Origin of the sequence: Cupriavidus sp. YR651 (assembly GCF_900101625.1) — a bacterium.
GTDB lineage: Bacteria > Pseudomonadota > Gammaproteobacteria > Burkholderiales > Burkholderiaceae > Cupriavidus.
The window spans coordinates 176798-199992 of record NZ_FMYZ01000006.1 but is presented as its reverse complement, the minus strand read 5'-3'; the positions used below and the strand labels follow the sequence as shown (position 1 = coordinate 199992).

Sequence of the window (23195 nt, the reverse complement as noted above, 5' to 3'; positions counted from 1 at the left end):
TGTGGATAACCAGGCCGAAATCTGTGGATAAACGCGCGCGTTTGGTGTGGGCTGCCTGGGGCTGGCATGGGGATGGATCAGGAACAAGTCGGAGGGGGTTTCGGGTACACCTCATCCCGATGGCTGAGTCATCCACGCCGACCAACACGCCATCCCTGTGCTTTCGGTATACGTAAACGGTTGATCCGATTGACGTATACGTGGTTATCCACAGAAAAGCACCCCGTTTACCTATCACTACTATTTGTATACATGAAAAGAAATACGTAAACCGAAAGCACGAGAGAGGGAGGAGGCAAAGAACGCCCGGCGTATACCTCGCTTTCGCTCGCCGGCCGGTATACCCCCTCGAATGCAGGCCGGTTAAAAAATGGGCAGCACGGCATCGAGCTGGGGCTGGCGAGGCATGGCTGGCCAATGGGCTCTGACCGGCTCGCGATGGTTGTCGGTGGGTCGGCGGTCGATGGGTCGGCGTATACCGGCGATTGGCCCGACGATTGGCAGCCGATATGCCGTAGACCCGACATCGCCATGCTGTCGGGATTTGCCGTCGGCGTGGTGCATGGAATGCTTGTGCCACCCCCGCCACCCGGCGCCGGCCATTCAGGGGCGTCTGGAGGCGCTCAGAGGGGCTCAGGGACGTTTACGGGGCTGGCATGACCCTGGGGGACGTATACGCCCTCCGGGGCTTGCTGAGGCCCTCTGCCTCCTCCTGACCATTCCGGTCCCGGAAATGCCGTATACCGCACTATGCGTTCCATGGGCCTCTGCTGTCACATCGACCTTGCGCCAAAGCCCCGCAAAACCCGCTGAAAACCCGCCAGCCGCCATCTGGCGCGGCTTCGCGGAGAGCCGGCGTAACAATGTGTTCCCGGCCGGGCTTGCCCGACACGGTATGATGTGGCCCGCGGCGTCTTGGCCAGGGCGGGTTCCAGCGTGGAATGCCTGGGCAGGGCGTCAGTGTTTTTTCAACTCGATACGGAGTGAAGCATGACGAAAACCGAACTGATCGACGCGATTGCAGCTGGCGTGGACGGTCTGACCAAGGCCAAGGCAGAGCAGGCCCTCAACGTGACCCTGGGCGCCATCATGGACGCCGTGGCGAAGGGCGACACCCTCAGCCTGATCGGCTTTGGCACCTTCAGCCAGGGCGAGCGCGGCGAACGCATGGCGCGCAACCCGCGCACCGGCGAGGAAATCAAGGTGGAAGCCGCGAAGACCGTGAAGTTCAAGGCTGGCCAGAAGTTCAAGGACGCCGTCAACCAGTGATGCTGGCGGGCGCCTTCGATCGCCCGGTTTGCATGACCCCGCCGTGCCGCCACCGGACGCCAGAAAAGGCGCAGGTGTGCGCCAGGCGGGGGACGTTATCCACAACGGTTTTCCCGCCGACGTGCGCGCAGAACTGCACAGCCGGCAGGGCCTTCCGGATGGCCGTCGCAATTGTCTGAAAAAAGGCGCCTGGACGTGGCCGGTACTAGGGCCGTCGGGTGCCGGGAGTCGTGGACCTGACATGCTGTCCCGCTTGCTGCCGCGCAGATTTCCACAGCGTTATACACAGCGCTTTCCACACAAGGCTCCACAGCTTTCTCCACAGGCGCTTGCGCAGGCATTTCTGAGCGCAGTTGCCCTGGCCGTGCTCTGTGGTTGCACCACTTCTCCGCCCCGGACCGCGCGTCCGCAGGCCATCCCCCTCCCCGACTATCAACGCGTCGCCACGACACCTGGCGCCACGCCGCGCGAGCGCATTGTCGAGATCGCCTTGCTGGAATGGCACAAATGGGGAGATCAGGTCGTTCGCATTGGCCGGGACGATTCGGCCTGTGTGACGCAAAGCCCGCTGCCGCCACCCGTGTTGGAGGATCTGGTTGGTAACGCCAATGCGGTGGACGCGAACGGACAGGCCTCGGCAGACCAGGAGTCCGATGAGGATGGACGCGACGCGAACTGCGTGCGCTTCCCCGACGGCACCGGCATGGAGTCCACGCAGCGGGGCTGCGCCATGGCACAACGCTACTGGGGCATCGTGGGGGAAGCCCCGACCTGCCGTCAGGTCACCCAGGGGGCCTGGGCCTGGTCGGCCGTGTTCATTTCCTGGGTCATGCGCAAGGCCGGCCTCAACAATGACCAGTTCCTGACCGGCCAGTCACATTCGATGTACGTGGTGGATGCGCGTGACGGCAAGCTGGCGCGCCCCGCGTTCCATATCGTACCCACGCCTGCGTTGCCACGGCCTGGCGACCTGATCTGTGCCCCACGGGGCCGTGACAAGTACCTCGAGAGTCCTGCCGAGATCGGATTTGGCACCACGCCGATGCATTGCGACATCGTGGTGGAGGTGGACCCCTCCGCGCGCGTCGTCAAGGCCATCGGCGGCAATGTCCAGCAATCGGTATCGATGGACGTCATCGACCTGAACGATGCCGGTCAGCTCGACGCCTTTACGAACTCCCATATGCCGTGGCTGCTGGTGATGCGGAACAATCTGCAATAGCTATATCAGCGTGAAGAATCAATGCTGTTATGTTTTTGATGTGTTGATTATTCGCTTGAATAAAATAAGCCCGCAACCATCGGATGCGGGCTCGCCATGTGAGGCATTCGCCGTGTTACGCCTTGACGAATGCGTGGGTCGGCACCAGGAAGTCGATCTGCCGAGGGGCCTTCAGCAAGCGCGGCAGCGCTGCCTCATATTCGTGGCGGTAATTTTTGCTGAGATGATGGGTCATGAAATATTCCTGGGAACAGGCCCACGTCTCGTACAGCACGTAGGTGTCGGGGTCTTCGGCTGACTTGTGAATGGTTGTGTTCACGAAGTCCGGCTCCTTCGCCATCGCCTCGACGACACCCAGCAGGCGGGCCTCGAACTCCTCGCGAAACTCGGCCCGGGCGGGCAGGCGCACGACAAACGCGATCTGTTCATGGCTCATGGTTCTCTCCTGTGCGGGATCGTTGCGAATCACAGCTGGCTCATGCCGCCGTCGACGATGATCTCGGTGCCGACGATGAAGGCCGATTCCGGGGCCGCCAGGTGGAGGACGGTCGAGGCCACTTCCGCCGGTTCGCCAAATCGGCCGAGCGGGATCTGGCTCAGGATCTGGGCCGCCGTGGCGTTCAGCGTCTCGGCATCCAGACCCAGCTTGCCGTACAGCGGCGTGCTGACCGGGCCGGGGCTCACCACATTCACGCGCGCGCCGCGCGGCAGCAGTTCCGCCGACAGCGTCTTGGCCAGCGAAATCACCGCGGCCTTGCTGGCGGCATACACCGACGACTGCGGCATGCCGATGCGGGCGTTGATCGAACCGTTGATCACGATCGACGCGCCCTTGTTCAGCAGCGGCGTCAGGGCCTGCACCTGAAAATACGGACCCTTGACGTTGACGTTGAAGACTTCGTCCCAGAGCGATTCCTGAACATCTTCAAGGGCGGCAAACCTGGCCGCGCCTGCGTTCAGAAAGACGGCATCGAGGCGCACGCCGGCTTCGGTCAGTTGTCGGGCCAGGTCGCGGGCGCCATCGACGGAGCCCGCTTCGTTGCGAATGGCGATGGCGCCGGCGCCCAGCGTGGCACGGGCCGACTCCAGCGTGGCCGCGTCGCGGCCGGTGATGACGACGCGCGCGCCTTCGGCGGCGAAAGCCTGCGCGGCAGCCAGGCCGATACCGCTGTTGCCGCCGGTCACGAGTACGGTCTTGTTTGCGAAGCGTTGCATGGTGTTCTCCAGAGATGTGGTGGGTGTGTGAATACATTCTGGCCAACCACGACCCGAAAGCCATGCGAACGAGTTGGCGGCAACGTTCGACGCCATCGCACGAGTTGCCTGCCACGAGTTGCTTGCCGTTGGCGGGCAGGCTTTGCCAAGGCGTGGCCGATTCGATACCGCGTGTTCGTTCACAACATCGCCGCGGCGCATTGACGGGCTTCGGGCCGGCGCGGAACACTGCGCGGTCGATTCCTGCCTTCGCTTTCGTCCATTATTTGGTCCGTTCTTTCGTCCCTTCTTTCGCCCTCCTGTGCCCCTTTCGATGACCCGCTTTCGTCTCACCGCTCTCACCTCCACTACCGCCATGGCGGCCCGGCACCCATGACGACGCTTGCCCGTCGGCTGGTGGCCGAAGGCCTGGGTACGGCCTTGCTGATTGCAATCGTCGTGGGATCGGGGATTCGCGCCGAGCGGCTGGCGGCTGGTGATACCGCGCTGGCGTTGCTATGCAATGCGCTGGCGACCGGTGCCGGACTGGTGGCACTGCTGGTGTCGCTGGGGCCGGTCTCGGGCGGGCATTTCAATCCCGTCGTCACCCTTTCGGGGCTGATACAGGGGAGCCTGGCGCCGCGCGATGCGCTGCGCTATGTGCCGGTGCAGGTGGCCGGGGGAATCATCGGGGTGATGGCCGCGCACGCAATGTTCGGCGAGCCTTTGCTGAACTGGTCCACGCAGGCGCGTACCGGGGCGCCGATGTGGTGGAGCGAATTCCTGGCGACGTTCGGCCTGATCGGGCTGGCCATCGGCACGTCCCGCACGCGGCCAGGCCTGGTGCCGTTTGTGGTGGCCGGCTATATCACGGCCGGATACTGGTTCACGTCATCCACGTCCTTCGCCAATCCTGCGCTGACGATAGCCTGCGCGCTGACCAATACGTTCGCCGGCATCCGCCCGGCCGATGTGCCCGCCTTCGTGCTGGCGCAAGCCGGCGGAGCGCTCACGGCCACGTGGCTGTTTCACTGGATGTGCCGCCAGCCGGTCGCGCCGCAGCGCGCACCGGAGGCGAAGGCATGGAAGGGATTCAAGCGGGCCACCGGCGGAACTACCAGCGCCGATTGAGCTGGACGCCGAAGATGGAGCCGCTGGCCTGGGACGCCCACGTGTCCGCGGGGGCGGCAAAGGTGATGCCGTCCACGTCGTTGGCGCGGCTGTAGGTATAGAAGGCGCGGAGATTGGCATTGCCCGCGGACTTGCCGAGCGTGAGCGTCGGCGCCACGGTCAGCGCGGTACGTTGTCCGCCGACGCCAAACCCCGACGAGATCTGGTCATGCGCCACCTCGAAGGTCAGGCGGAACTGGTCGCTGGCCACGTAGGCCGGCCGCACGCGCGTGGCGGCCCACTGGAGCGTGCCGATGGCGGAGCGGTCCAGTTGCAGGCTCGACTCCACCGAACCGCCGATGCCGGATCGTCCCTTCCATTCCATCGACTCGGCCAGGCGCACCCGCGACAGCGATGTGCCCATCCCTGTGTAGCCCGTCATGGCCGTGCGCGAGCCCTGGCCGTACTGCACGCCCAGGCGGTTGGTGCCGAAGAGCACACCCTTCTGCTCGTGCATGGCCGACGCCCACCAGGCGCTACCGGTGTCCACGATCTGGGGCAGCGGCTCCACGCGCGTGAAACCGAGCTGGACCGAACCCTTGTCGTTGGTGCCGATCGGCGCCGTGCGCACGCTGTGATAGCTCGGCAGGTTGGCGCCGTTCAGATCGTTGCGCGCGGTGTACTGGTAGCTCAGGCCGAAATCGCCCACCTTGGCGTTGTCCACGCCAAAGCGCATCGACGGCGAGTTGGGTGGCAACAGTCCCGATGACATCAGGAACGGGTTGCTGTCCCGACGGCCGGCCCAGACGCTGGCACCGTCCAGCACCGACAAGCCGGAAAGGCCGCTGACGGCGGTATAGAACTGCGGAACCAGCGCATAGGGGTCCACGGCGGCGGCATTGCCGTTGATGGACGTCGCGTCGGTCCCCTTGGCGTGCGCCACCAGTTGGACCTGGGCACCGCCGCCAATATCGACCAGGGACTCGCGAATCTTCACCTCGCCGCTGCTCGTGCACGCAAGCCCCCTGCCGAACCCGGTAGACGGGGTTCCCCCACCTGCGCAGGCGCGCTGCACGCTGGAGCGATCCTCCACGGCCGCACGGCCACTGTAGCCAAGCCGCCAGACGGAATCGCCGGCGGGATCTTCGGCCGGCAGCTGTGACCGCAGGACCGGAGGCGCATCCGACGGCGTACCCGCTTCGGCGGTATCCCGGGAATCGCCCGCTTCGGCGGTTTGCTCCGGGGCTAGCTGGGCTGGGAATTCCCCCAGCCGATGCGGAAACAGGACCAGCGGAGGAGGAGGTGGCGGTGGCGGAGCCGCCGATTCGGGCGGGCCGACAAAGTCGGGGTCCGTGCTGGCGTCGGCTGCGGCCGTGGTGGTTGGTGCTGCCGCCGGCGTCCCTGCATCGGCGGACGGGGCCGTGGCGGCTGCATCGCCGGTGCCGGGCGTGTCCGCTGTCGCCGTCTTGTCCGTTGCAGTCGTCGTATTCGCGGCGCTGATCAGGTCTCCCAGCGGATCGGCCGCCGCTGCGGACGTTGCCGCTGCCGGCACGGTAGCGGACGTGGTTGCCGATGTGGACCTGGAAGGGGCGCTGGAGTTGGCCACCGGAGTGGCCCCAGACGCGACGGCCGAAGCCATGGGCGGCACGGCGGGCGTGACGATCTGCGGGGGTGGCGCTACCGTGCTTCCGGTTTGCGCGCAGGCCACCAGCCCCCACGCGGCCAGGACGGCGAACGTGAGACGACGGGGATGCGGGCGGGAGGAAGACGGAGCGGAATGCAGCATGAAAACAACAGGACGGGCTCGGACAAAAGGCCCCAGACGAGGGGTCTGTTTTTAACAGGCGACCTTTTGGACCGCAAGCCGGGTTACAAAATCCATCAAACCTTGCCACTTCTCACAATACGAAACCTTGCGAGGCCCGCAATTGGGGCATGCCCACGTCCCCCTGTTGCATAAGCACGCCGATTAGCGAAAACCCGGACTTTGGCGGGGCCCCGTGCACAAAACGCCACCGCTATAATCGGCGGGCCCCGTTTTACGGGTAAAGCATGCACACATATTTATAAGAGGAGATGTCAATGGAACGTCGTTCCTTCCTGTTGAAAGCATCGGCTGTGGCCGCTACCGGGGCACTTGCCGCATGTGGCAAGGAAGACAAGCCGGCGGCTCCCGCCGCATCGACCAGCGCCCCCGGGGCGCCGGCAGTGGTCGGCAGCAATCCCGCGGTGGAATGGCGCCTGGCCTCCAGCTTCCCCAAGTCGCTCGATACCATTTTCGGGGCCGCCGAGCTGCTGTCGCAGCGCGTGAAGGAACTGACCGATGGCAAGTTCAACATCAAGGTGTTTGCCGCCGGCGAAGTCGTCCCGGGCCTGCAGGTGCTGGACGCGGTGCAGAACCAGACCGTGCAGATCGGCCATACGGCCGGCTACTACTACTTCGGCAAGAATCCGACGCTGTGCTTTGACACCACGGTCCCGTTTGGCCTGACCGCACGCCAGCAGACCGCGTGGATGATGCAGGGCAACGGCATGAAGCTGATGCGCGAGTTCTTCAAGGAATACAACATCGTCAACTTCCTGGGCGGCAACACCAACGCCCAGATGGGCGGCTGGTTCCGCAAGGAAATCAAGACCGTGGCCGACCTGCAAGGCCTGAAGTACCGCATTGCCGGGTTTGCCGGCGTGGTGCTGTCGCGCCTGGGCGTGGTGCCGCAACAGATTGCCGGTGGTGACATCTACCCCGCGCTGGAAAAGGGCACGATCGACGCCGCCGAATGGGTGGGCCCGTATGACGACGAAAAGCTCGGCTTCTACAAGGTGGCGCCGTACTACTACTACCCGGGCTGGTGGGAAGGCAGCGCGCAGCTGTCGTTCTACGCCTCCGCACCGGAATTCGAGAAGCTGCCGGCCCAATACAAGCGCGCGCTGGAGACCGCCACCATCGAGGCGCACACCAACATGATGGCCAAGTACGACACCGTGAACCCGCAGGCGCTGGCTCGTCTGCTGGAAAACGGCGTGAAGCTGCGTCCGTTCTCGAAGGAGATCATGGAGGCCTGCTTCAAGGCCACGCAGGAAGCGTATGCGGACGAAACCGCCAAGAACCCGTCGTTCAAGAAGATCTACGACGACTGGCGCGTGTTCCGCAACAACGAGGCCGCCTGGTTCAACGTGGCCGAGCAGGCGTTCTCGCAATTCAGCTTCACTCACAAGCTGTAAGCCGAGCGCTGCCCCAGCCCTGGGGCGACCTGGCAGGAAAGAGGAAAGCCCGTGCCCCGCGCACGGGCTTTTTTCATCCCCGGTAGAATCCGCCGCACTTACCGGACATTCCCATGCAAATCGGCATCCTCTACGCGCTGCTCGCGTACATCATCTGGGGCTTGCTGCCCCTCTACATCAAGTCCCTGCACGGCGTGGCGCCGATCGAGATCCTGCTGCACCGCATGGTGTGGTCGCTCGTCTTCCTGGGCGCAATCCTGCTGTGGCGGCGCCATTTCGGCTGGTTGCGCGAGGTGGCCGGGAATCCGCGCCTGATCCTGGGGTTTGCCGCCAGCGCGGCCCTGCTCTGCGGCAACTGGTTCCTCTATATCTGGGCGGTTTCCGCCAACCGCGTGGTGGATGCCAGCCTGGGCTACTTCATCAACCCGCTGTTCAGTGTGCTGCTGGGCGTGCTGTTTCTGCATGAGCGGCTTCGCCCCGGCCAATGGCTGTCGATTGCCATCGCCGCGGCAGGTGTGTTGTGGCTGACGGTATCCGCTGGCCAGTTGCCCTGGATCGCGCTGGCGCTGGCGGCCACGTTCGGCGGCTACGGCCTGTTGCGCAAGACCGGCGCGCTGGGCGCCCTCGAAGGGCTGTCGCTGGAAACGCTCCTGCTGTTTCCGATTGCTCTCGTTTCGCTGGGATTCCTGTTCCTGACCGGACAGGACACCACCCGCGCCGCAGCGCCGGGTACGCAATTCCTGCTGCTGATGGCCGGCCCGGTCACGGCCGTGCCGCTGCTGTTCTTTGCCGCCGGCGCGCGACGGATTCCGCTGTCGCTGCTGGGGCTGCTGCAGTACGCCGGCCCCACCCTGCAACTGCTGCTGGGCATCTGGCTCTGGCACGAGCCGTTCCCCGCCCAGAAGCAGCTCGGCTATGCGCTGATCTGGGTATCGCTGGCCATCTATGCGGTGGAGGGAATGTGGATCTCGCGGCGCAACCGGCTCTCCGCTATCAATATCAAGAATCAGAGTCCTTGAAAAACAGATCGATTAATCTTTGCGGCTAATGATTGTTGTGGTGCCGTTCTGACGCCTCACCCGGCACTCACTCGGCATACAGAAGCTGACGCACTATACTGTACGTTTATACAGTATCGACGCGCCCCCTTACCTTCATGCCCCCGACCACCCGGCGCATCGCCCATCTCGATATGGACGCCTTTTATGCGTCCGTCGAACTGCTGCGTTATCCCGACTTGCGTGGCCAGGCCGTGGTGATCGGCGGCGGTCGCAACGCCATTCCGGAAACCCTGCCCGACGGCTCGCGCCGCTATGCGCGCCTGCGTGACTACGTAGGACGCGGTGTCGTGACCACGTCCACCTACGAGGCCCGGGCGCTGGGCGTGTTCTCGGCGATGGGCATGATGAAAGCCGCCAGGCTAGCGCCGGACGCGGTCCTGCTGCCGACGGACTTCGATGCCTACCGGCGTTATTCCGGGCTGTTCAAGGCGGCCGTGCGTACCTTCACGGCCGAGGTGGAAGACCGCGGCATCGACGAGATCTATATCGACCTGACCGATGTGCCGGGCGAACCCCGCGATGTCGCCGCGCGCATCAAGGCGGCGGTCAGGGAGGCAACCGGGCTGACCTGTTCGATCTGCGTGGCACCCAACAAGCTGCTGGCCAAGATCGGCTCCGAACTCGACAAGCCGGATGGCCTGACCATCCTGACCCCGGCCGACATCCCCACGCGCATCTGGCCGTTGGCGGCCCGCAAGGTCAATGGGATTGGTCCGAAAGCCGCGGAGAAGCTGACGGCCATTGGCATCGACACCGTCGGCGACCTGGCCGAGGCGGATCAGGGCCTGCTGCAGGCGCACTTCGGCCGCAACTACGCAAGCTGGCTGGTGGAGGTGGCGCACGGGCGCGACGACCGCCAGGTGGTGGTGAGCCACGAACCCAAGTCGATGAGCCGCGAAACCACCTTCGAGCGCGACCTGCACCCGCGCGGCGACCGGCCACTGCTGTCGGAATCGTTCACCAGGCTCTGCATGCGCGTGGCGGAGGATCTGCGGCGCAAGGGCTACGTGGGGCGAACGGTGGGGATCAAGCTGCGCTTTGACGATTTCCGCACCGTGACGCGCGACCTGACGATGACCGCGCATACCGCGGACGGCGCGGCAATCCGGCGCGGTGCCACGGAGTGCCTGAAGCGGATTCCGCTGGAGCGCCGGATCCGGCTGCTGGGCGTACGCGTGAGTGCGCTGATGCCGGCCGGCGAACAAGGTGACGATCCTGCCGCGGTGCAGGAGGAATTCCGCTTCGACGACGACCTGGACCCGTAGCCGGCCCAAGACCCTACGCCCGACGCCCCTATCTATCTCCAGGTAGAATCGGCCGCTTGATGGCGCGGCAACCGATCGCGCTCGTCCCCGGCCCCGCACGCTGCATTCCGTCTTTGCCGGCCAGCGGCCCCCCGAACAAACATGACGGCCTGCCGGCCCGCAAGTCCGCTCAGGAAGCCTCATGACTCCCGCCACCGCGCAACGTACCGACCAGGGCGCCACCGAAGGCACCACCCAGCCCGCCGCATGGATCACGCCGCTGCTGGCCGCCGCCTGCGGCATGATCGTCGCCAACCTCTACTACGCCCAGCCGCTGGTGGGCCCGATCGCGCGGGCGCTGCAACTGTCGCCGGAGATCGCCGGGCTGATCGTCACGCTGACCCAGATGGGCTACTGCGCCGGACTGGTGCTGCTGGTGCCGCTGGGCGACATCGTCGAAAACCGCAAGCTGATCCTGACACTGATTGCCGGTTGTGCCGTGGCGTTGACGGCGGCCGCACTGGCCAGCCACGCAAGCGTGTTCCTGATTGCCGGGTGTGCCATCGGCTTGTGTTCGGTGGCCGTGCAGGTGCTGGTGCCGTTTGCGGCGCACCTGGCGCCCGACCATGCGCGCGGTCGTGCCGTGGGCAATGTCACCAGCGGCTTGCTGATGGGCATCATGCTGGCCCGTCCCGTGTCCAGCCTGGTGTCGGGCCTGTTCGGCTGGCACACGATCTTTGCCGCGTCCGCCGTGGCGATGGTGCTGCTGGCCGTGGTGCTGGCGCGCAAACTGCCGCGCCGCCAGCCGGCGCCCGGCGTCAACTACGTGCAGATGATCGGTTCGATGGGCCATCTGCTGCGCACCCAGCCGGTGCTGCGCCGCCGTGCGCTGTATCAGGCCAGCCTGTTCGGCGTGTTCAGCATGTTCTGGACCACGGCACCGCTGTATCTTGCGGGGCCGGCGTTCCACATGTCGCAGACCGGCATCGCCATCTTTGCACTGGTGGGTGTGTCGGGTGCGATCGTCGCGCCGATGGCGGGCCGTTATGCCGACCGGGGCCACAGCCGCCAGATGACCGCCATCGCGCTGGCCATTGGCGCCGGGTCGTTCCTGTTGAGCCGCGCAGGCACGGAGGGCTCGCTGCTGTCTCTGTTGGCCCTGACGGCGGCGGCCATCCTGCTGGATTTCGGCGTGTCGGCGAATCTCGTGATCGGCCAGCGCGCGATCTTCGCATTGTCGGCCGAGCATCGCAGCCGCCTGAACGGCCTCTACATGGCCATCTTCTTCGTGGGCGGCGCCATCGGGTCGTCGGTCGGTGCCTGGGCTTTTGCGCGCGGCGGCTGGCCGCTGGCGAGCTGGATCGGGTTTGCGCTGCCCGCGCTGGCCCTGCTCTACTTCCGCACCGACCGTACCTGACGCTGCGTCCTACGGCTGCGCGGCGTGGCGCAATGCCGCGCGGGCCAGCAACCGTGTGGAATCCAGCGTCGGCAATGGCGAATTCCCATCATTGATGATGAGCGGGATCTCGGTGCAACCGAGCACTACCGCGTCGCAACCGTCGTCGCGCAGTTTGCCGATCACTCGCTGGAAGATCGCAACCCCCGCCGGCGTGGCGATGCCCGGCACCAGTTCCTCCATGATCACGTCATGGATGGCGTCGCGGTCCGCCACCGACGGCCGCATGTGCCACAGCCCGCGTGCCTCCAGTTTTTCCGGATAGACATCGCTGTCCACCAGCCAGCGCGTGCCTGTGATGCCGATGCATTGGAAGCCACGCGCCAGCGCCTCATCCGCGACCACCTCCGCGATATGGAGCCAGGGCAATGGCGAGCGCGGGAGCACCAGATCCATCACGGCATGAATCGTGTTGTCCGGGCAGACCAGGAAGTCGGCGCCGGTGCGCGCCAGCTTGTCCGCCGAGCGCAGCATCAGGTCCGCCACGCCCAACCGGTCGCCCCGGTCCAGGCAGTCGACATACGCCGCCAGTGACGGCGTGTGCAGGGTGATTTCCGGATGCGCGTGCGGGCCCATCCATTCCGCCCCTTCCATGCAGATCGTGCGATAGCAGAGCGCGGCGCCTTCGGCGGAGCACGCCACGATGCCAATGTGCTGCGGCATGACTTGTCTTCCACGGTGTCAACGAACGGCCATGATCGCACGATCATGTGCCGCTTTGGCAGGCGGGCGAGGCTGCACTACACTGTGCCGACGGATGCAGCCAGCCGCCACAAACTCATTGCACTTCCCGCGCAAGCGGACCTGCCTGGAGACTACGGATGCCTTGGCGCAAATTGCTGCCGCGACCGCGTTGGCTCCCACGCGCGGTGCTCATGCACCCGGCGCGGCTGGTGGTCTGGTGTTTCGTCGTGGTGATCCTGATGATGCTGGTCGTCGGCGCGCGGGACCTGTTCCTGTTGCGCGAACGCGTACTGACCAGTCGCCAGCATGACCTCACCTTGCGTGTGCTGGGCGTGGAGGCGGTGCTGGCCGCCGAGCGGTACAAACTGACCTTCGTGCGCGATTACGCGCAGCAACAGATCACCATCCAGGAAAGCGCGGCGGCCAGGCCACCCGACGCGGCAATCGAAGCCGCGTACGCCGCGCGCAATCAGCCCGTGTGGCAATTGGCCGTGCCCAATGAAGACTCGTCCATCATTGGCGTGTCCCCGCAACTGTTGTCTGGCCTCGAGGGCTTCGAGCGGCGCGACGCGGATTTGCGCGCCGATCTCTACGCGGCCCGCCAGCTCAGCCATGTGCTCGGCCTGAACCAGCGTAACGACGCCACCGCCGGCGCGGTCACCTTTATCTCGAGCAACGGGTTCTACATCACCTTCCCGCCGCTGGCTGCCGACAAGGCACCGGCGCTGCTGCGACGCCTCAACGGCATGCCGTATTACCGCGACCTGCTGCCCGATCGCAACCCGAACCATGAACTGCGGTGGTCGTCCGTCTACACGCAATTCGAAAGCACGCAGCAGCGCACCACCGTGAGCGTGCCGATCTACGTCGACAATCGTTTCCGCGGCGTGGTGGCGGTGGACTTGTCGCTGCGGCAGCTGCGTACGCTGCTGGGCACGCCCGACGACGCCGATGCCACGCGCTACATGCTGGATCGCAAGGGCAAGCTGATGGCGGCAAGCACCAACGAAACGATCCGGGATCTCCGCTGGCCCGACGCCCTGGGCGAGAAATGGAAGCACCTGACCCTGGCGGAACTGTTCTCGGCGCGTTCCGGCGTGCGCCAGTCGGGCGGCGAGTACCTGTTGTTCCAGACTGGCGACGATGGCAACTGGATGCTGCTGGACACGCTCAAGTCCGACGACCTGAATCGCGCCGTGCTGGCGCGCATGAGCCAGCCGCTGCTGGTGATCTGGTTCCTGCTGCCACTGCTGATGCTGGTCACCATCCGCGTGGTGACGCTGCTGTTCGACCACTACATGGCGTTGGGCGAAAAGCTCCAGCAACTGGCCGAGCACGACCCGCTGACCAACCTGGCCAATCGCCGCCATTTCAGCGATTTATTCCGGCGGGAGTCCGCGCGCCGTCACCGCGAAGGCCATCCGCTGGCGACGCTGATGCTGGATATCGACTACTTCAAGCGCGTGAATGATCGCTGGGGACACGCCAGCGGCGACCGCGTGCTGCAGCGGCTGGCAACGGCTGTGAAAGAGAACTTGCGCGCGGAGGATACGCCGGCGCGACTGGGTGGAGAGGAATTCGCCGTACTGCTGCCCGGCGCGACGCTGGCCGAGGCGACGGCCACGGCCGAGCGGCTGCGTGCGGCGATCGCCGCCATCGCGGTGGAACCTGCACCGGACGCGCCACCCCAGGAAGGTGGTGACGGCCGGATTCACTTCACGATTTCGATCGGCGTCGCGGAAGCCGGGATCGATGGCAGCACGACACTTGACGCCATGCTGGCCACGGCCGACCGCCGCCTCTATGCCGCCAAGGCAGCGGGACGCAATCGGGTGTGCGCATCGGATGCGCCTGCCGGCAGTGTTGCGGCACCGACAGTCCAGGGATGACGCAGCGCATGCCGTTCTTCCGGTTCAGCGCAACAGAAAGGCGATGTCCTCGACCGTGATCACGGAAACCGGAATGCCCTTGCGGCGCTGGAACAGGATGTGCTGCTGGACGCGGCTGCGTTGCTCGGCAAACAGCGCCGGATCGATCTGCACGCCGTTACGCGCGTAATGCTGCACCAGCAGCTTGTACGCGCGATGCCGGACCTGCAGCGTCTCGTTCTCCGCGCGCAGGCGCTGCCATTCGGCGGGGCTCAGGTCCAGCGTGTGATTGAGTTCGTCGACGGTGCGCGTGTGCAGGTCGCGGTAAAGATCGCGCTCGGCCTCGGCGCGATGCAGCTCGTCGCGTAGCGCCATGATCTTGTGTTGCAGCTTGAGCGTCTGCCCCACTGCCGCCTGCATGCCCTTGGCGGCTTCCAGCGCCTGGCTGGCCGCGGCCATCGTGCTTTTCCACAGGCCGCGGTCGGCCCCCCCGTCGAGCTCCGGCGGCCAGCCGTCCGACACCTTGACCGTTGTTTCCATGTTGACCCCTGATGACACCCATTTGGCCTGCCGCACTTGTTGCTGCTTCTGTTGCAGCTTCCATTGCGCGGAGGTTTTTTTTGTCGTTCATGTTGCGCCGTTCTGTGCGGCAGGCAACTGAGGACAATCCTAGTGATATGTGTATCGGTCGCCAAGTCAAAGATGTTTAGATCAGCCTTCGCGGCACCCGACTGTGGCAAAAACCATCCACCATGCTGCCCGGCATTTGCGTAGGATGGATGACGACCGCGCGTCCCGGATGCAGACAAAGCAGACAACATCACGTAAACCCCATGCGGATTGCTGTCGCTTTGACAGGCTTTTGACAGTTTGGGCCACCTAGAATCCTGCCCATGGCCGCCACTGCCTCTTGCACGCATGCGCGGCCGCATTTGCACAACATTCCAATAAAGACAGGAGACCGCGATGCCTCGCACGCTTGCCCGCTTTGCCCATGTCGTCCTCGCCTCGGCCACGGTGGCCGCCGCAGTAGTTGCCGCACCGGCCTACGCGGTGGACAGCCTCAAGGTGATGATCGGCGCCAACCCCGGCGGCGGCTACGACCAGACCGGCCGTACGATCGGTGCGGCGATGATCGCGGCGGGTACGGCCAAGAGCGCGTCCTATGACAACAAGGGCGGCGCCGGCGGCACCATCGGCCTGACGCAGTTCGTCAACAGCGACAAGGGCAATCCCAACGCGCTGGTCGTGACGGGCGCCGTGATGGTGGGTGCCATCGAGACCAACCACCCGCCCGTGACGCTGAAGAACGCCACGCCGGTCGCCCGCCTGTTCGCCGACACCATGGTGATCACCGTGGCTTCCAGCTCGCCGCTGAAGTCCATCAAGGACCTGACCGCGCAGCTCAAGGCCAACCCGGGCAGCGTGAGCTGGGGCGGCGGCTCCAAAGGTTCCATCGACCACATCCTGGCCGGCCTGATCGCCAAGGACATCGGCGTGGACCCGAAGAAGATCAACTACGTGCCATTCCAGGGCGGCGGTGAAGCGTCGGCCTCGATTCTCGGCGGCCACGTGACCGTCGGCATCGCCGGCGTTTCCGAATTCCTGCCGTTCATCAAGACCGGCAAGATGCGCGCACTGGCCGTGACGTCGAAGGACCGCACCGCCGATATCCCGACGCTGAAGGAGCAAGGCGTCAATGTGGAGATCTACAACTGGCGCGGTGTGTACGGCGCGCCGGGTATTACGCCTGAACAGCGCAAGGCCCTGATCGACGCCGTGGTCAAGGGCACCGAGAACCAGGTGTGGAAGGACGCGCTGCAAAAGAACGACTGGACGCCGTTCCTGCTGACCGGCGACGAGTTCGGCAAGTTCGTCGATGCCGAATCGGCCCGCCTGGGCAGCACGCTGCGCGAACTGGGCGTCGCCAAGTAAGCGGGCGTCGCGTGCCGGGCGTGGTGGCCCTCGGTGCCACCGGCCTGGCCAACCTTGTTGTCGCGGAAGTTTGTCTCACCCTGCTGTTCCCGCCCGGACCGCTGGCGATTGCCGGCTGTCCGGAGGACGGCACGGGGCCCGGTGCCGCCATCACCTGCGCAGCACCTCAAAACTAAACCTATAACGTCACCGGGCCCCGTGACCATGCGGGAAGCAGGACCCTCCGAGAGCCCCATCATGAAACCATCCCACGTCTCCATCGGCATTGCCATCCTGGCGGTGTCCGCCTTTTTCCTTGCCGGCCTGCCGGGCATCTCGGGCGAGGAAGGCTATGCCGGCTTGTCGCCGCGCTTCGTGCCCACGCTGGTGGCCATCGGCCTGGCGGTCTGCGGCGCGCTGCTGACCTGGCAAGGCGTGCGCGGCGGGTTCCGCAACATGCCGGAGGAAGATGCCGAATTGCCATCGGCTCCGCACAACTTCAAGGGTTTCCTGTGGGTGGCACTGGGCCTGGTGCTGAACATGGCGCTGATTGGCACGCTGGGCTTCGTGTTCTCGTCGACGCTGATGATGGTCTGCGTCGCGCGAGGCTATGGCAGCCGCCGCATCGTGCGCGACACGCTGATCGGTCTCGTGCTCACGGTGCCGATGTGGGCGCTGTTTGATTTCTTGCTCGGCATCAACCTGCCGCTGCTGCCGGTTGCCGGCTTCTGAGCCCGCACCCCAACGGGAGGAACTGACATGGATACCCTGAACCAGCTGATGCACGGCTTTGCCGTGGCCATCACGCCGATAAACCTGATGTGGGCCCTGGTGGGCTGCTTCCTGGGCACCGCCATCGGCGTGCTGCCCGGCATTGGCCCGGCGCTGACCGTGGCGATGCTGCTGCCGCTGACCGCCAAGGTGGAGCCCACCGCCGCGCTGATCATGTTTGCCGGCATCTACTACGGTGCGATGTATGGCGGATCGACGACGTCGATCCTGATGAACACGCCCGGTGAATCGTCGACCATGGTCACAGCCATGGAAGGCAACCTGATGGCCAAGAATGGTCGCGCGGGCCCCGCGCTGGCAACGGCCGCGATCGGCTCGTTCGTGGCCGGCACGATTGCCACGGTGCTGCTGTCGATGTTCGCGCCGGTGGCCGCGGACGTGGCGCTGCAGTTCGGCCCGGGCGAGTATTTCATGATCATGCTGCTGGCCTTCACCACAGTGTCCGCCGTGCTGGGGTCGTCGCTGCTGCGCGGCATGACCAGCCTGTTCCTGGGCCTGGGTATCGGCCTGATCGGCATGGATTCGCTGTCCGGCCAGACCCGCTACTCGATGAACGTCCAGGAGCTGTATGACGGCGTGGATATCGTCGTCGTGGCCGTGGGCCTGTTCGCCGTGGGCGAGGCGCTGTTCAACGCGTTCTTCCCGCAACCGGACGGCACGTTCAACAAGCTGAGCTCGGTCCACATGAACAAGTCGGACTGGAAGCGTTCGGTGCCGGCCTGGCTGCGCGGCACGCTGATCGGCTTCCCGTTCGGCCTGATTCCGGCGGGTGGCGCGGAGATCCCGACCTTCCTGTCGTATGCGACGGAGAAGAAGCTGTCGAACCACAAGGAAGAGTTCGGCAAGGTGGGCGCCATCGAAGGCGTGGCAGGCCCGGAGGCTGCCAACAACGCCGCGGTCACCGCCACGCTGGCCCCGCTGCTGACGCTGGGCATCCCGACCTCGAACACCACCGCGATCCTGCTGGCCGCGTTCCAGAACTACAACCTGCAGCCGGGCCCGATGCTGTTCCAGACCTCGGGCGACCTGGTGTGGGGCTTGCTGGCATCGCTGTATATCGGCAACGTGATGCTGCTGGTGCTGAACCTGCCCGCGATCGGCCTGTGGGTGCGCATGCTGCGCGTGCCCACCCCGCTGCTGTACGGCGGCATCCTGATCTTCGCCGGCCTGGGCGCGTATGGCATCCGCCAGTCGTGGTTCGACCTGCTGCTGTTGTTCCTGATCGGCCTGCTGGGCATGGCGATGCGCCGCTTCGACTTCCCGACCGCGCCGGTGATCGTCGGCCTGATCCTGGGGCCGATGGCCGAGAAGCAGTTGCGCAATGCGCTGTCGATCGGTCAGGGCGACTGGAGCCTGTTCATCAAGCAGCCGATCTCCGCCACGATCCTGGCGCTGACGGTGGCCGTGGTGGTGGTCCCGCGCCTGCTGCGCTGGCACGCCACCCGGTCCAGCGCGCGCGTCGAGGCCGACAACGCCGCATAACCGACGGCGCATGCGGGGGGCCGGCGCCCCCTGTATCATTGGCGCAAACATCGCGCCGCGCCGGAGGAGACCAAAGCGCCGCCCGCAGCCTTCGCTGCCGGTGGCGGCCCGCGTGGCCATGCCGACAGGATCGCCATGCCCGAGTCCATCCTTACGCTTGCCGACGTCGACGCCACGCTGGAGCGGGTTCTTGCCCCGTGGGTACGCCAGCTAGGCCTGCGCGCCGAGGCTGCCGATGCCGGCGGCGTGACGCTGCGCCTGCCTTTCAGCGAGAGCCTCCGCCATGCCGGCGGCGTGGTGTGCGGACAAGTCCTGATGTCCGCGGCCGATACGGCGATGATCGTCGCCATCTCCAGTGCGCTGGGCGAATTCCGCCCGATGACCACGGTCAGCCTTACCACCAACTTCATGCGGCCCGTCATCGACGGGGATGTGCTGGTGCGTGCCAATGTGCTGCGCCTGGGCAAGACCGTGGTGTTCGGCGAAATCGAACTGACCGGCAAGGATGGCAAGCTCGCGGTGCAGGCCACCACCACTTACGCGCTGCTCTGATTGTCCACGCGCGGACACCATTCCCCTTCCCGATCATGACCCTTGGCGGTACGCCGACCTCCCCTTCCCTGGCGCAGCCCTTCGACCAGATCGTCTTTGCCGGCGGCGGCAACCGCTGCTGGTGGCAGGCGGGATTGTGGGACACCGTGGCGCCCGAGCTGGGGCTGCGGCCGCGCGTGATCGCGGCGATATCGGCCGGCGCCGCCACCGCGTGCATGGTCTATGCCCATGACTCGCACCAGACCATGGCGTACTACCGGTCGATCCTGGCCGACAACACACGCAATGCCTACTGGGGCAATCTGTGGCGGCGCGAGCGCGTGTTCCCGCACTACGGCATCTACCGCAATGCCTTGCTGTCGCTGTTTGGCGATAACCGGCTTGCGCGGCTGCAGCAGGCACCCGAGATCCGCATCGGGGTGGCGCACATTCCGCCGTGGAGTGGCCCGCGCCTGGCCGTGGCGGCCGGGCTGCTGGCGTACAACATCGACAAGCACATCCTGAAGACGCTGCATCCGCGGCTGGGGCGCAAGCTCGGCTTCCGTCCGGAGTTCGTGCTGGCCCAGGATTGCCGCTCACCGGAAGACCTGGCGGACCTGCTGCTGCAATCGGCCTCCACGCCGCCGTTCACGCCCGTGCTCAAGCGTGGCGGCCGTGCCGTGCTCGACGGCGGGCTGGTGGACAACGTGCCCGTCGATGCGCTGGATGCCGCGCCGGGCAATGTGCTGGTGCTGGTGACGCGGCTGTACCCGCGCCCGCGCCGTTTTGCGCTGGACGTGGGCGGCCAGCGCCGCCTGTATCTGCAACCTTCGCAACGTGTGCCGATTTCCAGCTGGGACTACACCCGGCCCGAGGGGATGACGCACGCCTACGATCTCGGACGTCGCGACGGGGAAGCCTTCCTGCGCGACTGGCCGGAGATTCGTGACAAGGAATTGTTGCCGGCGTCATAGGCAGTTGCGCCCTGATGGCGCCGGTCGGTCTGTTGAGTGCGGCTACGCGCCGCGTATCAAGGAGGCATGGATGACTAAGCGCCAGGCAACACCCGAGATCGCCACCCCGACACCGGCGAAGGAGCGCCGCCGCGCGCGCGAGATCAGCGCGGAGCCCGCCGTGGAAAATGTGCCGCGCCGCAAGCGTGCGGGCAAGCCGCCCAAGGCACGGGAAGCGGATTTCGTCGTTATCGGCGCGGGCTCCGGCGGCGTGGCCGCGGCACGGCGCGCCGCATCGCATGGTGCACGCGTGATCCTGGTGGAGCGTGGCGCGATCGGTGGCACCTGCGTCAACCGTGGTTGCGTGCCAAAGAAGATGTTGTCCTACGGGGCCACCCTGGCGGCGATCCTGTCGGGCTGCCTGTCGCATACCGGCGGCAAGGAGGACTGGCGTGACGCCATCGTGCGCGTCAATGCGGAAGTCGCGCGGCTCAATGCGTCTTACACCCAGCGGCTGGCGGAGGCCGGCGTGGAGATCCTGCACGGCGAGGCCCGGCTGGCCGCGCCGACGGAGATCGTCATCGGCAACGAGATCGTGCAGGCGCGCAAGACGCTGATCGCCACCGGCGCCCGTCCGCGCGCGCTGCCCGTGCCGGGCGGGGAGCTTGCGGGTACGTCGGACGACGTGTTCACGTGGCAGACCGTGCCGGCATCGATCGTCGTGATCGGTGGCGGATACATCGCCGTGGAACTGGCGTCGATCCTGTCCCGCTACGGGGTCAAGGTGGACCTGCTGGTGCGCGAGGACCGGCTGCTCCCGCGCTTCGATCACGATATCTCGCGTTCGCTGGCGGAGGCGCTAGCCGCCACGGGCATCCGGCTCCATTTCAATACCGACGTGACGTTGCTCTCGCAGACTAACGGCGCGGTGGAAGTCTGTTACCGGCAGGACAGCCATCCGGGGCGTACGCAGACCGTGCGTGCCCAGGCGGTGCTGGCCGCAATCGGTCGTGAAGCGAACGTCCACGGGCTGGGCCTGGAGGAGATCGGGGTCAAGATGGGGCCGAAGGGTGGCATCCGCGTCGACCGTCAGTTTCGGAGTTCGGAACGTTCGCTGTACGCGATTGGCGATTGCATGGCGGAGAACATCCACCTGACGCCAGTGGCGATTGCGCAGGGCCGATGGGTGGCGGATCGGCTGTTCGGCAAGCGTGGAGACATCGCCGATTTCGACTTTGTGCCGACGGCGGTGTTTTGCGAGCCGGCGATTGGCGCGGTCGGACTGACGGAGGCGCAGGCCATCGAGGCCGCCGGCGGCAAGGCGGATCGTATTCGCACGGAAATCAAGCGCTTTGTGTCGCTGGAGAACCGCTTCGGCGGCAACGCGCAGACGTCGATGTTCAAGCTGGTGTTGAACGCGCGCAGCGGGCGGGTGCTGGGCGCGCACCTGATGGATAACGCGGCGCCGGAGATCGTTCAGACGCTGGCGGTGGCATTGAGGCTGGGGTTGAAGACGTCGCACCTGAAATCGACGCTGCCGCTGCATCCCACGGTGGCCGAGGAATTGTTCGGGTGATGGGGACGCAAGGGAATCTTGAAGACACCCAGGGCCATGAGGCGCCCATAAGACATCGCGAGGCCTTGGGTGGTTGCGGGTGCGGGTTCTTGTGGCTTTGAGATCGGGAGGGCAATAGTTCGACCGTTACGGCCGCGCGACCGCAGTGACTGTCACGTCAGGCAATCACGCCAGCCGCGGGGATCGTCTGGATCGCAGCGAGACCGGCCGGACTTGCTGCAAGGCGCGCAGGGAGGCCAACGCATCCTCGATGGCTTCCATGCCGTCGTGCAGACGCGCGCAGGCATAGGCAAGTTTGGTCTGGGCATCCGCGTCGGTGGCACTGAGCTGCTCGAGCGCGTCCAGTTCGGCCTGAATCTGGCCGATCAGCCGACGCAGCTGCGCGGTGCTGTGGGAGGCAAGGGAGCGCAGGGCCATGGCAGTCTCCAGCATGAACATCACGGTACGTGTCTCTACGGTAGAACACCCGCAGAGCCAATTCCAATGCCGTTACGTGCGCTCACACGCGGCGGCCGTCATGGCCGTGCGGACCACGCCGATGGCCTGCCACGGGTGTGTTGCCATGGGTTCAGATTTGAAATTCTTGCAATGCGCGGACTGCGCGGGACGAGAGCCAGGGTGCACGAAAACATGCGGTGGCTTTGGGATCGAGCGGCGGAGAAACTGGCGAAAAACGAGCGGGAAGACGGACGCAAAAACGAGCAGCAAAAACAAAAAGGCCAACCGCGAACGGTTGGCCTTTGAATTCTGGTGGCCTGGGACGGAATCGAACCGCCGACACAAGGATTTTCAATCCTCTGCTCTACCGACTGAGCTACCGGGCCAAAGAAGCGAAACTATATCAGCGAGACTGGACCCAGTCAAGCGTCCCGTGCATCACTGTTACTGCTCCGTGGGCTCGGGCTTGTTGCGGCCCAGTTCCACGCCAAGCTGCTTGAGCTTGCGATAGAGGTGCGTGCGCTCAAGGCCGGTCTTCTCGGCCACGCGCGTCATGCTGCCGTGCTCACGCACCAGGTGATATTCGAAATAGGCGCGCTCGAACAGGTCGCGGGCCTCGCGGAGCGGCATGTCGAAGGAGAAGTGCATCTCGGCCTCGGGCAGGCGTGCCGGACTGCCGTTGGCGGAAGCTTCCGCTGGCATCTCGGCAGGAACCGACGCGGCCATGGCGGATTCGCCGGGCGTAGTCGTGGCGGCAGGCGTCGCGGTGGCGGCCGGTGCGGCCGCGCGCGGTCGTTCGATGCCGCGCGCCAGACCTTGCTCCACGGCGGACAGCAGCTTTTGCAGCGCGATGGGCTTCTCGAGGAAGTTCAGCGCACCGATCTTGGTGGCCTCCACCGCGGTATCAATCGTGGCGTGACCGGACATCATGATGACCGGCATCGTCAGGTAGCCCTGTGCCGACCACTCCTTCAACAGCGTGACGCCATCGGTATCCGGCATCCAGATATCGAGCAGGACAAGATCGGGCGTGGAGCCCGCACGGTACTCGCGTGCCTGCTGGGCGTTTTCCGCCAGTTCGACCACATGGCCTTCGTCACTCAGGATTTCCGAGAGTAGTTCCCGGATACCCATTTCGTCGTCGACTACGAGGATGGTTGCCATACTTCCCCTCTTAAC

At 65.5% G+C, this 23195-nt stretch carries 21 protein-coding genes and 1 tRNA gene; 14 read left to right on the top strand and 8 right to left on the bottom strand.

What is annotated here, in order from left to right; genetic code table 11:
* Positions 1 to 990: 990 nt before the first annotated feature.
* Together BLR29_RS18200 and BLR29_RS18195 are read left to right on the top strand one after the other, a co-directional pair.
* Positions 991 to 1269, top strand: a complete 279-nt coding sequence (locus BLR29_RS18200) for an HU family DNA-binding protein (protein WP_017227089.1) — start codon at positions 991 to 993, stop codon at positions 1267 to 1269.
* Between the two features lie 241 nt (positions 1270 to 1510).
* Positions 1511 to 2491, top strand: a complete 981-nt coding sequence (locus BLR29_RS18195; protein WP_092138430.1) for a DUF2272 domain-containing protein — start codon at positions 1511 to 1513, stop codon at positions 2489 to 2491.
* 115 nt (positions 2492 to 2606) lie between these two features.
* Here BLR29_RS18195 and BLR29_RS18190 read toward each other — a convergent pair whose 3' ends face one another.
* Positions 2607 to 2927: a putative quinol monooxygenase gene (locus BLR29_RS18190; protein WP_092138429.1), complete on the bottom strand. Its 321-nt coding sequence runs from the start codon at positions 2925 to 2927 to the stop codon at positions 2607 to 2609.
* 29 nt (positions 2928 to 2956) lie between these two features.
* On the bottom strand, positions 2957 to 3706 hold the full coding sequence (locus BLR29_RS18185) for an SDR family oxidoreductase (protein ID WP_092138428.1): 750 nt from the start codon (positions 3704 to 3706) through the stop codon (positions 2957 to 2959).
* A 372-nt stretch (positions 3707 to 4078) separates the two neighbouring features.
* Between BLR29_RS18185 and BLR29_RS18180 the strand changes: the two genes are divergently transcribed.
* Entirely contained in the window at positions 4079 to 4816 is a 738-nt protein-coding gene (locus BLR29_RS18180; RefSeq protein WP_092138427.1) for an aquaporin, read from the top strand.
* Here the strand turns inward: BLR29_RS18180 and BLR29_RS18175 are convergent.
* On the bottom strand, positions 4800 to 6581 hold the full coding sequence (locus BLR29_RS18175) for a carbohydrate porin (protein WP_092138426.1): 1782 nt from the start codon (positions 6579 to 6581) through the stop codon (positions 4800 to 4802). The genes BLR29_RS18180 and BLR29_RS18175 overlap by 17 nt on opposite strands.
* A 296-nt stretch (positions 6582 to 6877) precedes the next feature.
* Between BLR29_RS18175 and BLR29_RS18170 the strand changes: the two genes are divergently transcribed.
* From BLR29_RS18170 to BLR29_RS18155, 4 genes are all read left to right on the top strand, one after another.
* A complete protein-coding gene (locus BLR29_RS18170; RefSeq protein ID WP_092138425.1) occupies positions 6878 to 8017 on the top strand; it encodes a TRAP transporter substrate-binding protein in 1140 nt (379 codons plus the stop codon).
* 113 nt (positions 8018 to 8130) lie between these two features.
* The gene (gene rarD / locus BLR29_RS18165) at positions 8131 to 9036 is read left to right on the top strand and encodes an EamA family transporter RarD (protein ID WP_092138424.1); all 906 of its coding nucleotides are present in this window, start codon (positions 8131 to 8133) and stop codon (positions 9034 to 9036) included.
* A gap of 137 nt (positions 9037 to 9173) precedes the next feature.
* Entirely contained in the window at positions 9174 to 10343 is a 1170-nt protein-coding gene (gene dinB, locus BLR29_RS18160; RefSeq protein WP_092138423.1) for a DNA polymerase IV, read from the top strand.
* Positions 10344 to 10524: 181 nt separating this feature from the next.
* Positions 10525 to 11739 carry an MFS transporter gene (locus tag BLR29_RS18155; protein WP_092138422.1) on the top strand — a complete coding sequence of 405 codons (1215 nt, stop codon included), beginning with the start codon at positions 10525 to 10527 and terminating at the stop codon, positions 11737 to 11739.
* A 9-nt stretch (positions 11740 to 11748) separates the two neighbouring features.
* On the opposite strand, the gene BLR29_RS18150 is transcribed toward BLR29_RS18155, so the two are convergent.
* Positions 11749 to 12441, bottom strand: coding sequence for an aspartate/glutamate racemase family protein (locus BLR29_RS18150; protein ID WP_092138421.1), 693 nt, complete (start codon positions 12439 to 12441; stop codon positions 11749 to 11751).
* Positions 12442 to 12599: 158 nt separating this feature from the next.
* On the opposite strand from BLR29_RS18150, the gene BLR29_RS18145 reads away from it, so the two are divergent.
* Entirely contained in the window at positions 12600 to 14351 is a 1752-nt protein-coding gene (locus BLR29_RS18145) for a diguanylate cyclase (protein ID WP_092138420.1), read from the top strand.
* Between the two features lie 24 nt (positions 14352 to 14375).
* On the opposite strand, the gene BLR29_RS18140 is transcribed toward BLR29_RS18145, so the two are convergent.
* The gene (locus BLR29_RS18140; RefSeq protein ID WP_092138419.1) at positions 14376 to 14870 is read right to left on the bottom strand and encodes a hypothetical protein; all 495 of its coding nucleotides are present in this window, start codon (positions 14868 to 14870) and stop codon (positions 14376 to 14378) included.
* Positions 14871 to 15296: 426 nt separating this feature from the next.
* On the opposite strand from BLR29_RS18140, the gene BLR29_RS18135 reads away from it, so the two are divergent.
* From BLR29_RS18135 to BLR29_RS18110, 6 genes are all read left to right on the top strand, one after another.
* Complete coding sequence (locus tag BLR29_RS18135; RefSeq protein WP_092138418.1) at positions 15297 to 16265, top strand: Bug family tripartite tricarboxylate transporter substrate binding protein; 969 nt, start codon at positions 15297 to 15299, stop codon at positions 16263 to 16265.
* A 237-nt stretch (positions 16266 to 16502) separates the two neighbouring features.
* Positions 16503 to 16976, top strand: a complete 474-nt coding sequence (locus BLR29_RS18130; protein WP_092138417.1) for a tripartite tricarboxylate transporter TctB family protein — start codon at positions 16503 to 16505, stop codon at positions 16974 to 16976.
* A 27-nt stretch (positions 16977 to 17003) separates the two neighbouring features.
* Positions 17004 to 18518, top strand: a complete 1515-nt coding sequence (locus BLR29_RS18125; protein ID WP_092138416.1) for a tripartite tricarboxylate transporter permease — start codon at positions 17004 to 17006, stop codon at positions 18516 to 18518.
* 135 nt (positions 18519 to 18653) lie between these two features.
* Positions 18654 to 19070, top strand: coding sequence for a PaaI family thioesterase (locus BLR29_RS18120; RefSeq protein ID WP_092138415.1), 417 nt, complete (start codon positions 18654 to 18656; stop codon positions 19068 to 19070).
* A 35-nt stretch (positions 19071 to 19105) separates the two neighbouring features.
* Complete coding sequence (locus tag BLR29_RS18115; protein WP_092138414.1) at positions 19106 to 20023, top strand: patatin-like phospholipase family protein; 918 nt, start codon at positions 19106 to 19108, stop codon at positions 20021 to 20023.
* A gap of 70 nt (positions 20024 to 20093) precedes the next feature.
* Entirely contained in the window at positions 20094 to 21578 is a 1485-nt protein-coding gene (locus tag BLR29_RS18110; RefSeq protein ID WP_092138413.1) for a dihydrolipoyl dehydrogenase family protein, read from the top strand.
* A 165-nt stretch (positions 21579 to 21743) separates the two neighbouring features.
* On the opposite strand, the gene priC is transcribed toward BLR29_RS18110, so the two are convergent.
* The 3 genes from priC to BLR29_RS18095 form a co-directional block, all read right to left on the bottom strand.
* Positions 21744 to 21995 (bottom strand): primosomal replication protein PriC, encoded by a 252-nt coding sequence (gene priC / locus BLR29_RS18105; protein ID WP_092138412.1) that lies wholly within the window; start codon positions 21993 to 21995, stop codon positions 21744 to 21746.
* Positions 21996 to 22326: 331 nt separating this feature from the next.
* Positions 22327 to 22402 (bottom strand) — tRNA-Phe (locus BLR29_RS18100).
* Positions 22403 to 22460: 58 nt separating this feature from the next.
* A complete protein-coding gene (locus BLR29_RS18095) occupies positions 22461 to 23180 on the bottom strand; it encodes a response regulator (RefSeq protein ID WP_092138411.1) in 720 nt (239 codons plus the stop codon).
* Positions 23181 to 23195 lie beyond the last annotated feature (15 nt).

What these genes read in the sequence shown, in the direction of transcription:
- BLR29_RS18200 (WP_017227089.1), top strand. Translation starts at nt 991, where the DNA reads ATGACGAAAACCGAACTGATCGACGCGATTGCAGCTGGCGTGGACGGT.
- BLR29_RS18140 (WP_092138419.1), bottom strand. Translation starts at nt 14,870, where the DNA reads ATGGAAACAACGGTCAAGGTGTCGGACGGCTGGCCGCCGGAGCTCGAC.
- priC (WP_092138412.1), bottom strand. Translation starts at nt 21,995, where the DNA reads ATGGCCCTGCGCTCCCTTGCCTCCCACAGCACCGCGCAGCTGCGTCGG.
- BLR29_RS18190 (WP_092138429.1), bottom strand. Translation starts at nt 2,927, where the DNA reads ATGAGCCATGAACAGATCGCGTTTGTCGTGCGCCTGCCCGCCCGGGCC.
- BLR29_RS18130 (WP_092138417.1), top strand. Translation starts at nt 16,503, where the DNA reads ATGAAACCATCCCACGTCTCCATCGGCATTGCCATCCTGGCGGTGTCC.
- BLR29_RS18120 (WP_092138415.1), top strand. Translation starts at nt 18,654, where the DNA reads ATGCCCGAGTCCATCCTTACGCTTGCCGACGTCGACGCCACGCTGGAG.
- BLR29_RS18170 (WP_092138425.1), top strand. Translation starts at nt 6,878, where the DNA reads ATGGAACGTCGTTCCTTCCTGTTGAAAGCATCGGCTGTGGCCGCTACC.
- BLR29_RS18095 (WP_092138411.1), bottom strand. Translation starts at nt 23,180, where the DNA reads ATGGCAACCATCCTCGTAGTCGACGACGAAATGGGTATCCGGGAACTA.
- rarD (WP_092138424.1), top strand. Translation starts at nt 8,131, where the DNA reads ATGCAAATCGGCATCCTCTACGCGCTGCTCGCGTACATCATCTGGGGC.
- BLR29_RS18125 (WP_092138416.1), top strand. Translation starts at nt 17,004, where the DNA reads ATGGATACCCTGAACCAGCTGATGCACGGCTTTGCCGTGGCCATCACG.
- BLR29_RS18145 (WP_092138420.1), top strand. Translation starts at nt 12,600, where the DNA reads ATGCCTTGGCGCAAATTGCTGCCGCGACCGCGTTGGCTCCCACGCGCG.
- BLR29_RS18110 (WP_092138413.1), top strand. Translation starts at nt 20,094, where the DNA reads ATGACTAAGCGCCAGGCAACACCCGAGATCGCCACCCCGACACCGGCG.
- BLR29_RS18150 (WP_092138421.1), bottom strand. Translation starts at nt 12,441, where the DNA reads ATGCCGCAGCACATTGGCATCGTGGCGTGCTCCGCCGAAGGCGCCGCG.
- BLR29_RS18115 (WP_092138414.1), top strand. Translation starts at nt 19,106, where the DNA reads ATGACCCTTGGCGGTACGCCGACCTCCCCTTCCCTGGCGCAGCCCTTC.
- BLR29_RS18180 (WP_092138427.1), top strand. Translation starts at nt 4,079, where the DNA reads ATGACGACGCTTGCCCGTCGGCTGGTGGCCGAAGGCCTGGGTACGGCC.
- dinB (WP_092138423.1), top strand. Translation starts at nt 9,174, where the DNA reads ATGCCCCCGACCACCCGGCGCATCGCCCATCTCGATATGGACGCCTTT.
- BLR29_RS18195 (WP_092138430.1), top strand. Translation starts at nt 1,511, where the DNA reads ATGCTGTCCCGCTTGCTGCCGCGCAGATTTCCACAGCGTTATACACAG.
- BLR29_RS18135 (WP_092138418.1), top strand. Translation starts at nt 15,297, where the DNA reads ATGCCTCGCACGCTTGCCCGCTTTGCCCATGTCGTCCTCGCCTCGGCC.
- BLR29_RS18175 (WP_092138426.1), bottom strand. Translation starts at nt 6,581, where the DNA reads ATGCTGCATTCCGCTCCGTCTTCCTCCCGCCCGCATCCCCGTCGTCTC.
- BLR29_RS18155 (WP_092138422.1), top strand. Translation starts at nt 10,525, where the DNA reads ATGACTCCCGCCACCGCGCAACGTACCGACCAGGGCGCCACCGAAGGC.
- BLR29_RS18185 (WP_092138428.1), bottom strand. Translation starts at nt 3,706, where the DNA reads ATGCAACGCTTCGCAAACAAGACCGTACTCGTGACCGGCGGCAACAGC.